Source organism: Dyella tabacisoli, assembly GCF_003350925.1.
In the GTDB taxonomy this organism is placed as follows: Bacteria; Pseudomonadota; Gammaproteobacteria; order Xanthomonadales; family Rhodanobacteraceae; genus Dyella_C; species Dyella_C tabacisoli.
The window spans coordinates 1-12,495 of record NZ_KZ857191.1 but is presented as its reverse complement, the minus strand read 5'-3'; the positions used below and the strand labels follow the sequence as shown (position 1 = coordinate 12,495).

6 protein-coding genes are annotated in these 12,495 nt (G+C 60.1%); 4 read left to right on the top strand and 2 right to left on the bottom strand.

Annotated elements, in window-relative coordinates; all coding sequences use genetic code 11:
* Positions 1-88 precede the first annotated feature (88 nt).
* Positions 89-493: a hypothetical protein gene (locus tag DVJ77_RS20830; protein WP_114847465.1), complete on the bottom strand. Its 405-nt coding sequence runs from the start codon at positions 491-493 to the stop codon at positions 89-91.
* A gap of 74 nt (positions 494-567) precedes the next feature.
* Between DVJ77_RS20830 and DVJ77_RS20825 the strand changes: the two genes are divergently transcribed.
* Positions 568-918, top strand: a complete 351-nt coding sequence (locus DVJ77_RS20825) for an MGMT family protein (protein ID WP_114847464.1) — start codon at positions 568-570, stop codon at positions 916-918.
* A gap of 28 nt (positions 919-946) precedes the next feature.
* On the opposite strand, the gene DVJ77_RS20820 is transcribed toward DVJ77_RS20825, so the two are convergent.
* Entirely contained in the window at positions 947-5,251 is a 4,305-nt protein-coding gene (locus DVJ77_RS20820; protein ID WP_114847463.1) for an ATP-binding protein, read from the bottom strand.
* A gap of 119 nt (positions 5,252-5,370) precedes the next feature.
* Between DVJ77_RS20820 and DVJ77_RS20815 the strand changes: the two genes are divergently transcribed.
* The 3 genes from DVJ77_RS20815 to DVJ77_RS20805 all read left to right on the top strand — a co-directional run.
* On the top strand, positions 5,371-6,036 hold the full coding sequence (locus DVJ77_RS20815; protein ID WP_225428129.1) for a response regulator: 666 nt from the start codon (positions 5,371-5,373) through the stop codon (positions 6,034-6,036).
* Positions 6,037-6,387: 351 nt separating this feature from the next.
* Positions 6,388-6,735, top strand: coding sequence for a hypothetical protein (locus DVJ77_RS20810; protein ID WP_114847462.1), 348 nt, complete (start codon positions 6,388-6,390; stop codon positions 6,733-6,735).
* 559 nt (positions 6,736-7,294) lie between these two features.
* Positions 7,295-12,495: ESPR-type extended signal peptide-containing protein (locus DVJ77_RS20805; RefSeq protein WP_114847461.1), on the top strand; the 5,201-nt coding region annotated here is incomplete at its 3' end.

The window sequence follows — 12,495 nt, the reverse complement described above, 5'->3', positions numbered from 1 at the left end:
AGTGACTCGGACCCCGGCAGGGGTTCGAAAGCCCGCCGCAGGCGAACAACCTAGCGACAACCTCAACAACAACCAAACAACCACCAAATCAAAGCTCATCCCCCCCCATAGCCACAATCTGCTCAAGCTGATCCCCCAGCGCCCCCAACTCATCAATCAACCGCATCAACTCCTGAGTATCGAGCAGCTCATAAGGCCGGTTCTCGCACAAATGCAGGTAAGGCGAGCCATCCAGGTCCGCGACCGCCAGAAAACCCACCCGTTGCTCCCAATTGAAGCGCAGGCAACGGCGGGGGTCGGTGCCGGCCAAGGGGCCGATCGGCGTCGAAATGCGCAGATAGCGCCGGCCCGATTCATCCTCCAGCTCCGCCAGGTAAATACCCTGATGCCGTTCCTTCGACAGCGTCAGGTCGAAGCTGATGAGGTACGGGTCGTTATGGCGCAAGGTGAACTTGCTGCCCAGGTGTGAACGAACGGCTTCAAAGTGATGCATAAAACGGCATCCAAGGCAGGGGAGCCTTGCTACTCTGCCACGACTTTGTTGCCGCGTCGCGAAGGCTTGCCACAATGAATGACGTTCATGATGCTCACGCGCGCGTTTTCGCCGCTATTGCAGCGATTCCCCCTGGCCGCGTCGCTAGTTATGGCGCCATTGCCGCACGTGCGGGCCTGCCGGGGCGGGCGCGTTTGGTGGGGCGGTTGCTTGGTGAAGTGCCCGAAGGCATGACGCTGCCTTGGTTTCGCGTGTTGCGTGCCAGCGGTCATGTGGCGTTGCCACCGGGCAGCCGTGGCTATCGCGAGCAATGCCGCTTATTGCGGGCCGAGGGCGTTGCGGTGAAAAACGGTCGGGTGCCGCTATCGCAGTTTGGTTTGGACGCCGATGTGGACCGTGCGCTGTGGGGGATGCCGGGGGACTGAGGCGCGGCGTTACCCAGCTCGCAGGGGGCTAGCCGACCATCCGCTCCAGCGCCCGCACAAACTCCCGTATCTGGACAATGAAGGCCGCAATGCCGTCACGGTCAATATCCCCATGAGCCTCTTGCAACGAAAGCTCCAGCTTCAGCGCGGCAGCCGTAACCGCATCGGCTTTCAGCATGGCAACCGCGCCACGAATGTGATGGATGCCATCGGCCAGGCCGATGCGGTTGTTATCCGCCAGCATCGCTTCGACCTGGTCGGTTTCATCGCGCGAAGTCTTTATCAGCATGTGAATCATGCGTGTGACCTCGTCGCCTGAACCATAGGCTTCGCGCAGTAATTCAAGGTCGATCGGGTCATTGGCCTTGGCTGGCGGCAGCCATTTCTGCAGCATGCCGTGCAGCGCGGCGAGGCGTACCGGCTTGCTCAGGTAGTCGTCCATGCCGGCATCCATGCACACTTGTTTCTGCTCGGGCAGCGCGCCGGCGGTCAAGGCGACGACCGGCAAGTGACGTGTGCCGTTGCGTTCGTTATCGCGAATACGCCGGCTTAGGCCATAGCCGTCCAAACGCGGCATATGGCAGTCGGTTATCAGCAAGGCATAGTCGGTACGGGTCAATGCATCGGCGGCCTCGACGCCATCGTTCACCAGATCGCAGGCGTAGCCAAGCTGATGCAGTTGGCGTTGCAGCAGGTCGCGACCTGCGGGGTGGTCTTCGGCGACCAGAATCAGTTGATGAGCGTGCTGCGCTTGTTCGCGCGATGGTGGTGCGGCGACCGATGGTGCCTGTGCGTGCGATACCTGCTGTGCCGGCAGCAGGCCGAGTGCATCGCGGCTGGCTAGCGCCAGCGCATCCCAAGACAACGGGTTCGTGCTCAGCATCGGAATGCCGGCGGCCAGGTAATGGCCGGGTCTGTGTGGCGTCGTAGTGAGCGCCACACAGGCGCATGATGTATCCGCATCATGGCGATCATCATTCGCAAGTACGGCTTCGTCGGCAAATAGTAGATCGACGTCGTCGTGGCCGATGAGTGCGGCGATGGATGAGTCGGGCTGAGGTTGCACCTGCCGCACCAGCATGCCCAACGCCGTCAGATAGTCGGCTAGCGTCTGCGCGTCGTCGCCGTGGTGGCTGGCGATCAGCGCATGCCGGCCGCTTAGTTGCGGGTCTGGGTTATGCCGTTGCTCCACGCCCAGGCTCACCACCAGACTTATCTGTGTGCCTGCGCCCGGCTTGCTGTGCAAGGTCAGCGTGCCGCCCATCATCTCGGCCAACCGGCGGCAGATCGCCAAGCCTAGCCCCGAGCCGCCAAAGCGGCGGGTGGTGGATGACTCGGCTTGTTGGAACGGCTGAAATAGCCGCTTTTGCTGTTCCGGCGAAATGCCAATGCCGGTATCGGCCACCGTCAACCGTACACGTTGTGTATCCGGCTCATCATGCAGCACCTCGATGCGCACGTTGATCGAGCCGCGCTCGGTGAACTTGATCGCGTTGTTGAGCAGGTTGAGCATGATTTGCCGCAGCCGCAAGGCGTCACCAAGCAGATTCGCGGCCAGCGCGGCATCCACCCGTACGCGCAGCCGTAGATTTTTCTGATGCGCCTGTTGCGCAACGATGCCGAGCACTTTGTCCGCCTGCATGCGCAGATCCATCGATGCATGTTCGATAGATAGCCGGCCGGCTTCAATCTTGGAAAAATCCAGAATATCGTCGATGACCTGCAACAGCACTTCGGCCGAGGTCTCCACCGTACCCAGCATGTGGCGCTGTTCGGTCGAGAGCGGGGTTTGTTCGATCAACTCCAGCATGCCCAGCACGCCGCCCATCGGCGTGCGGATCTCATGACTCATGGTGGCGAGAAAATCGGCCTTGGCCTGGGCGGCGACTTCGGCGGCTTCCTTGGCCTGGGCCAGTGCCTGGGCTTGCTCGCGGGCGTGGGTAATGTCCTCCCAATAGCCGCCCCAGACGATATCGCCATTATCCAGCCGGCGGCCGCTGCCGCTGCTGGCAAGAATCCAGCGCAACTGATTGTTCACCCTTATGCGCAACTCCAGGCGAAAGGGTTGCAGGGTTTCGCTCATCTGTTGCACGGCTTCGCCCAGCAAGGGGCGGTCGTCTTCGTGCAGCAGCGCGCGCAGATGCGCCTCGGCCTCGGTGATGCTTGCGCGGCTAAGGCCAAAAATACCTTCGGTATCACCGGCGATAAACGGAAACTCCATATTGCCGTCTGGGTGCAGGCAAACCTGAAACACCGCCACCGGCAGCGATTGAGTGACATCCAGCAGCCGTTCTTCCGACGCGCGCGCGCGTCGTTCGGCGGTGCGTATATCGGTGACATCCACCAGCGTCACCACGACACCGCCGGGCGAGCCATTGGCTAATTGAAAGGGCTTAAGCCAGTACAAACCTTCGCGCTCGCGCCCCGCGCCATCGCGGTACTGCAAATCGAGATGAAAGCTTTGGCCATGCTCGGCGGCTTCGTGGCTCATCGCTTCAAAGCGTTCGGTCAAGGCATCGTCGTAGAGATCGGCTTGCGTGGTGGTGCGTCCAAGCAGCCGTTCGCGTGGCACGCCCATCATCGTTTCGTAGGCCAGATTCACCGCGATATAGCGCTGCGAGCTGTCCTTGGCCAGCAACGGGTAGGGTACGGTTTCCATCAGCGTGCGCTGAAAACTAAGCTGATCGTCCAGGCGTTGTTCGACACGCTGCCGCCGCGCGATTTCCCGGCGTAGACGCAGGTAGGCCAGCAATAGCACGGTGACGGCGATCAACACCACCAACACGAACGGCGCCAAGTGCTTGGCTACCGTGCGCCAACTCACGCCGTAGCTGTAGTGCACGGGTATCCAGGTGTTGCGGATCAACTCCTGTTTTTCCGCTGGCATGTTGATAAGTGCGCGGTTGATAAGCGGCACCAGTGGCGCATAGCGTGGGCTTACGCCAATCGCCAGCTCCTCGTCGTAGCCGGTGGGCGCGGCGACTTTGAGCAAGCCCGCGTAGCGGTCGTTGATCTGCTTGTCTACGGCGGCGAGGTTGTCGATGTAAGCATCGGCCTGCCCGGAGGCCACCATGCGCAGGCCTTCGGCTGTCGTTGGCACGTCTAGAACGATAGCCTTCGGAATCTCGCGCACTATCCCCGGTATCGACGCCGAAACCATGGGTGCGGCTACCTTTGCCCTGGCGAGGCTACGCAAGTCGCTGACGTTTTCAGCGCTCTGGCGAGTCACGATCACCACGGGAAACCGCACATACGCGTGGCTAAACAAAAGGTAATCCGCACGTTCAGCCGACGGCGTAACCGTGGCGATCAGATCGACCTCGCCTGCTTTGGCACTTTGCAAAATGGCCGTCAAACTAGGTCGTCGCACTCGCTCCACGCGCAACCCGAGCTGCTCGACGACATAGTTGAAATAGTCTTCGTCCAACCCGATTGGACGGCCAAGCGCATCGAGAAAGGAAAAGGGCGGGTAGTTCTCGCCGGCCGTCACTCGCAAAGGTGGCAATTGCGCCAGCCACTCGCGCTCTTTGCTGGACAACACCAAGCCCGTATTGAGCTGCGCTAACGCCGGATATGGCTGCAACCATTGCGCGCGAATCTGCGTCTGCACATCGTTGGGTATATCGGCCAGCGCTTTATTGACGGCGCTTGCCAGCAACTGATGGTCCAGCGGGATACCGAAGGTGAGCGACGACAGCGAAAGCGAGGCCGGGCCGACAACGCGGATCGTGTCGTTCTTGTTGCGGCCAAGATAGTCGCGAATCGAATAGGGGTCGCTCACCAGCGCATCGGCCTGGCCGTGGCTGAGCATGTCCAATGCGCCGGCCAAGTCAGGTGCCGTTACCACGGTGGCATCCGGTATCTGCTGCCGCACGGCCAGCGAAGCCGGCGAGCCGGACACCGCGGCAACGTGCTTATGCGGTAGATCGTCGCCGCTGCGGATGCGCGTATCGTCGCGGCGCGTAACGATCACTGTCGACACCTCAAGATAAGGCGTGCTGTACAGCATGTGCGTGTCGTCGCTCAGGCCAGGCATGACATTGAGCATCACATCCACTTCACCTCGAACGGCGGCGCTCCACAGACTTTGCCGGTCAGGATAGATCTGCAGGGTCGATTGCAGCCCCAGGCGATCGAGTACTTGCTGTAAATAGGCCGGCCCCAACCCCGCAAGTTTGCCGTTGTCCAGCGACTCCAGCGGAGGCAGTCCATCGCGATAGGTGCCTACGCGTAGTGTAGGATGCGTAGCCAGCCAGGCCCGTTCTTCGGTGCTGAGTCGTGGCGCGGCCAAGGAGGTCAGTGGCAATAGCAGTAAAAGCCACAGCCATAGCAAGCGAGCCCATAGCGTTGGAAGCCGCGGTGGTCGCTTAGAATGTTCGCCTACATGATGAGTCAGAGATATAAATGGGGACCTCGGGCCCCGTTAATCCAGATCACGGATCCGACCAAGCTATGACAAGTCAGCCGCCAGCGCTATTGCGGGCCATTTTAGCCGATGACCACCCCGTCGTTTTGTTGGGGTTACGCGCGGTTCTGCAAAAAGATGGTAGAGCCACCGTGGTCGGCGAAGCCACCTCTGCCGATGAGCTATGGGATCTGCTCGCCGGCACGCCTTGCGACCTGCTCATTACCGACTATTCGATGCCCGCCGGCAAACGCGGCAGCGGCCTTGCATTGATCGAGCAACTGCGCCGCACCTACCCCGAGTTACCAATCATCATCGTCACGATGATCTCCAACGCCGCGCTGCTAAAAGCCATGCTCGATGCCGGTGCCAACGGCGTGCTGGAGAAATCGTTCAGTGCCGAGGAGCTACCCGAAGCCGTGCTGGCGATTATGCGCGGTCGCTCCTATTTGGGCCAAAGCGTGCTTGCCGCGCTCGACGCGCACAAGGCCAAGGCCAGCGAGTCGCACTTTAATTGGGCGAAGCTCTCGCCGCGCGAAGCCGAAGTAGTGCGCCTATACATCAGTGGCCTTAGCGTCACCGATATCGCCGAGCGTCTCAGTCGCAGCGTCAAAACAGTCAGCACGCAGCGGCTCAACGCCATGCGCAAGCTGGGCATCAGCTCCGACGCCGATCTTTACGCCTACTCCAAAGACAGCGGCATGCTGTCTTGATCCAGGCTGCGTCAGCCGTAGTCGATTTCACCGTTATAGCCGCCTCGTGTTTCGAGTCGTGCCAAGAGCCTGTCTGACTCTCGGAGTGGTTCGCCGAACGCTGTCTACGCGCGGACGAAACCTTGCCGCAAACCACGACCCCTCCTCAACCCTCCCCTACAAGCAGGGGAGGGGGCTGACCGAGGCGAGCTTTTAGCCCCTCCACTGCGACCGAAGGGAGTCCCCTTTTCGGGACTAGCAGGGGGAGGTTGGGAGGGGGTGAGCACTTGCGAAAACCTATCCTGAAGCGCTCTCCCATATGTAGTGAGCTTTAGCCCAGGAAAATTCAGAGAGGGACTCTGGCGCTTACCATTGAAGTCCACCCGCAGCGCTCTTGATACGCGCCTCGATGCCGCGCGCACAAAGCGCGGCTACGAAATCATGCGCGGCATCGCGCTTACCGATGCCCCTGACATGCCGCACATCTACGGCCACAATCAGACCCTGGCGACTCTCCATCAGCGTGTTGACCAAGTAGCTCAGCCCTGCCTCTTTACCTTTCCCCTTACGGACCACGCGCGCATCGTGATCGCTGATCGAAGCGTGCGTGTCGCTTCGACGTTCTTACCCACGAAAGTCGCCGCCGTCACGCTCATCATTACCATCCTTCCGCCAGAAGCTCTTGTGCGGCTTATCGCGGCGAAGTCGCGGTGGGTGTAACAGCCGCACGCGCTGCATCGAATAGCGAACGATTGACACCACGATGAACGATGGGCCGGTGTGGCGATACCGCATCTTCACGTAATAACCGCGTGACCGCCGTAGCCGCGCCTAGTCGCGTGCACACCGCAACTTCACATGCCGATCTCATCGCCCGGCTCGATCTTTTCCGACACCGCTTGCAGCCAACATGGCGCAGTACGTCGCAGCCATTCTGGCCGACGCATCTATCACACCCATCCGATGTCGTGGGTCGATGAATCCATGAACGGCATATAGGAATCGTCTGATTCTGCGTCGATCTCTGCGATCGGCTTTCATTTTTAAGAGTTCTCTTATAGCCCCGCGTCAATCGACTTCCTACTCTTTCTGAGTGCCATAAGAGGATGTAGATCCTTGGCTGTGATTGACGCCATGCAGCTCGAAAGAAAGCGCCACCTGATGGCCATTCTTCATGCATGGGGGTCAACGCTTATCAATAGCAAGCGAGCATGAAACACAGCGTTCGTTTCTTTGTTCAGCGTGCAAATACTCATTGAATTTAAGAGGTAGTGACGTAATGAACCGTATCTATCGACTAGTGTGGAACGACTTGCTTGGCGCCTGGGTACCGGCGTCTGAACTGGCCAAGGCCAAAAGTAAGCGCGCGGGTAGTTCGCGGCGCGCGGCATCCACCTCGCCACGCAGTGCTATAACCGGTGCGGGCATGGCCGTTGCCGGTATGTTCTTCGGCTTTACCGCGACCGGTGCTCAGTCCGAAACCGTGGACAAGAGCGAGCAAGATCCCCGTCATACGCAGCATCTGCAGCAGGATGTCATTGAAGAAACCGACACCAGTCTGGCCGAGATGTGGTGGCCGGGCTCGGGCATGCTGGCCGCTAGCCAGTCGCCCGTGCAGTTTCATTCCCTGGCTGCCACCACAGAAGGCGGTCTGGACACAACTAACATGCGTTACATCAGGACGAATGGCTTGCTGAATGGTACGGACGATGCGTGGAATCCGGGCTCGTTCGGCATAGGCATCGGCACAAAGGCGAATGCCGGCGGCGCTACTCAAGCCTGGGAAGGCGTCAGCATTGGCCCTGACTCGCGTACCGATGGTCGTGCAGATGTCGCCCTGGGCTCGGGTGCCCGGACGTTTATCGGCGCAGGCGCCGATTTGAAAACGGCCGGTGGCTCGATCGCCATCGGCTTCGACGCCCAAGCCAGTTCGGCCGCCACCACTTCGAATGTCGTTGCCGGTGCTGTGGCTATCGGTACCAGCACGCAGAGCAGCGGAGAGTATTCAGTGGCCCTTGGCACCTATGCCAAAGCCAGTGGTAAGCAGTCGGTCGCCCTTGGCAACACCTCTAACGATGACGGTCGTGCCTTCACCGTATCCATCGGCAATAGTGCTGGCATCTTCCGCACCCTTTCCAATATGGGAGCAGGTACGCTCGATCACGACGGTGTCAACGTCAGCCAACTCAAGCCGCTGATCGCCGGACTGGGCGGCAGTGCGGCGATGGATGGCAACGGTAAGGTGACCCAGCCCACCTACAATGTACAAGGCGGCACATTCAGCAATGTAGGCAGTGCGTTGACGGCGCTCAACACCGGCGTCAATACCAATGCAGGCAATTTCAGCATCCTCAATACCGGCATTGCCAACGGCACCGTGGGCCTGGTGCAGCAAGACCCCGATACCAAGCTCATCACCATCGGCAAAGATGTCGTCGGCACCGTGTTGAATGTGGCCGGCAAAAACGCTGGCAACACCGTCAACCGCAAGATCACCGGTGTAGCTAACGGCGACTTGAGCGCGACCAGTTTAGATGCGGTGAACGGCAGCCAGCTCAAAGCCACCAACGATCGTATCGACGACTTCAACACCAACGTCGGCGACATCGCCAATATGGTGAAGTACGACAACAACGCCCATACGGCAGTGACCTTGGGCGCGTCGAGCGGCCAGCAGGTAAAGCTGGGCAATCTGGCCAACGGTACGCAAATCAACGACGCGGTCAACTTTAGCCAGCTCAAACCCATGGTGGATGCGCTCGGCGGCGGCGCCAAGATCGACGCCGCCACCGGCGTGGTCACCGGTCCCGCTTACCGGGTGCAGAACGGTAATCAGAACACCGTGGGCAGCGCATTGGATGCCCTCGACACCGGCGTCAAGAAAAACACCGGCGACATCACCCACTTGGGCGATACCATCAACAACATCACCAACGGCACAGCCGGCCTGGTGCAGCAAGACCCCAACAGCAAACAGATCAACATCGCCAAAGAGAAGGACGGCACCACCATGTCGATTGCCGGTATCTCCGGCAATCGCAAGCTCACCGGGGTGACGGCGGGTACGCTGAGCAAGAACAGCACCGATGCTGTCAACGGCAGTCAGTTGAATGCCACCAACGAGAACGTGACCGCCGTAGGCGGCCGCGTGACCACGGCCGAAGGCCATATCAACACCATCAACAACACGCTGGGTGACGTCGTCAAATATGACGATGCCGATCACAAGAGCGTGACCCTGGGTAACGCCGGTACGCCGGTGACCTTGGGCAATATCGCCAACGGCACCAAAGCCAACGACGCAGTGAACTTGAGCCAGTTGAAGCCGGCCGTGGATGCGCTCGGCGGTGGCGCCAAGATCGACGCTGCCACGGGCACCGTGACAGGTCCGACCTACAAAGTGCAGGGCGGTACGCAGACCAATGTGGGCAGTGCACTCGATGCACTCGATACCGGCGTCAAGAAAAACACCGGCGACATCACCAACCTGGGCGATACCGTCAACGACATCACCAATAACATCACCAACGGTACGATGGGTCTGGTGCAGCAAGACCCAGCGAACAAAACCATCACCATCGGCAAGGATGTTGGCGGTACGCTGATAAACGTGGCCGGTACCGACGGCACCAGGGCGATCAATCGCAAGATCACCGGTGTAGCGGATGGTACGTTGAGTAAGACCAGCACCGATGCGGTCAATGGTAGCCAGCTATTCGCGACCAACGAGAAAATCGACACCATTAATACCAATATTGGCGATATCTCCAATATGGTTAAGTACGATGACGCCGGTCGTCAGAGCGTGACCTTCGGCGCCCCCGGTACGCCGGTGACCTTGGGCAATGTCGCCAACGGCACCAAAGCCAACGACGCAGTGAACTTGAGCCAGTTGAAACCGGCCGTGGATGCGCTCGGCGGCGGCGCCAAGATCGACGCTGCCACGGGTGTCGTGACAGGTCCGACCTACAAAGTGCAGGGCGGTACGCAGACCAATGTGGGCAGTGCACTCGATGCACTCGACACCGGCGTCAAGAAAAACACCGGCGACATCACCCACTTGGGCGATACCGTCAACAACATCACCAACGGCACGGCCGGCCTGGTGCAGCAAGACGTCAATAGCAAGCAGATCACCGTCGCCAAAGACAACGCTGGCACCAGCGTGTCGTTCGCCGGCACCGACGGCAATCGCAAGCTCACGGATGTGTCGGCGGGCGCGCTGAGCAAAAGCAGCACCGACGCCGTCAACGGCAGTCAATTGTTCGCTACCAACGAGAACGTGACCGCCGTGGGTGGCCGCGTGACCACGGCCGAAGGCCATATCAACACCATCAACAACACGCTGGGTGACGTCGTCAAATATGACGATGCCGATCACAAGAGCGTGACCCTGGGTAACGCTGGTGTGCCGGTAACTCTGGGCAATATCGCCAATGGCATCAAAGCCAACGATGCAGTGAACTTGAGCCAGTTAAAGCCGGCCGTGGATGCGCTCGGCGGCGGCGCCAAGATCGACGCTGCCACCGGTGTCGTGACAGGTCCGGCCTATAAGGTGCAGGGCGGTAAGCAGGCCACCGTGGGAGCTGCACTCGACGCACTCGATACCGGCGTCAAGAAAAACACCGGCGACATCACCAACCTGGGCGATACCGTCAACGACATCACTAACAACATCACCAACGGCACGGTCGGCCTGGTGCAGCAAGACCCTGCCAGCAAAATCATCACCGTGGGCAAGGATGTGGCCGGTACTGTCATCAACGTGGCAGGTACCGACGGTATCAGGGCGGTCAATCGCAAGATCACCGGTGTAGCGGCTGGTACCTTGAATAAGACCAGCACCGATGCGGTCAATGGTAGCCAGCTATTCGCGACCAACGAGAAAATCGACACCATTAATACCAATATTGGCAGCATCGGCAATATGGTCAAATACGATGACGACGATCATCAGTCCGTGACCTTCGGTGCCACCGGCACACCGGTCACGCTGGGCAACGTCGCCAACGGCACCAAAACCAACGATGCAGTGAACTTGAGCCAGTTGAAGCCGGCCGTGGATGCGCTCGGCGGCGGCGCCAAGATCGACGCTGCCACCGGTGTTGTGACAGGTCCGACCTACAAAGTGCAGGGCGGTACGCAGACCAATGTGGGCAGTGCACTCGATGCACTCGACACCGGCATCAAGAAGAACACCGGCGACATCACCAACTTGGGCGATACCGTCAACAACATCACCAACGGCACGGCCGGCCTGGTGCAGCAAGACGTCAATAGCAAGCAGATCACCGTCGCCAAAGACAACGCTGGCGCCAGCGTGTCGTTCGCCGGCACCGCCGGCAATCGCAAGCTCACGGATGTGTCGGCGGGCGCGCTGAGCAAAAGCAGCACCGACGCCGTCAACGGCAGTCAGTTATTCGCCACCAACGAGAACGTGACCGCTGTAGACGGTCGCGTGACCACGGCCGAAGGCCATATCAACACCATCAACAACACGCTGGGCGACGTCGTCAAATATGACGATGCCGATCACAAGAGCGTGACCTTGGGTAACGCCGGTACACCGGTGACTTTGGGCAATATCGCCAACGGCACCAAAACCAACGATGCGGTGAATGTCAGCCAGTTGAAGCCGGCAGTGGAAGCCCTCGGCGGCGGCGCCAGGATCGACGCCGTCACCGGCTCGGTGACCGGCCCGATCTACACCGTGCAAAGCGGCACACAGACCACCGTGGGCGGCGCACTTGACGCGCTCGACACCGGCGTCAAGAAGAATGCCGGCGATATCACCACGATCACCAACAACATCACCAACGGTACGGTGGGTCTGGTGCAGCAAGACGCCACGAGCAAGAACATCACCATCGGCAAGGATGTTGGCGGCACCGTCATCAACGTAGCCGGCACCGATGGCACCCAGGCCATCGACCGCAAGCTCACCGGCGTCGCCGAGGGCGACCTGACGGCGACCAGCACCGATGCGGTGAACGGCAAGCAGCTCAAGGCCACCAACGACAACGTCAACACCAACACCACCCACATCGCCCAGAACACCGCCGACATCAGCAACATCAACGGCACGCTGACCGACGTGGTGAAGTACGACGGTGCCGATCACAAGAGCGTGACCCTGGGTAACGCCGGTACACCGGTAACCCTGGGCAATATCGCCAACGGTACGAAAGCCAACGATGCGGTCAACCTGAGCCAGCTCACGCCGGCAGTGGAAGCCCTCGGCGGCGGCGCCAGGATCGACGCCGTCACCGGCTCGGTGACCGGCCCGATCTACACCGTGCAAAGCGGCACACAGACCACCGTGGGCGGTGCACTCGACGCGCTCGACACCGGCGTCAAGAAAAACACCGGCGACATCACCAACCTGGGCGATACCGTCACCAACATCACCAACAACATCACCAACGGTACGGTGGGTCTGGTGCAGCAAGACGCCACGAGCAAGAACATCACCATCGGCAA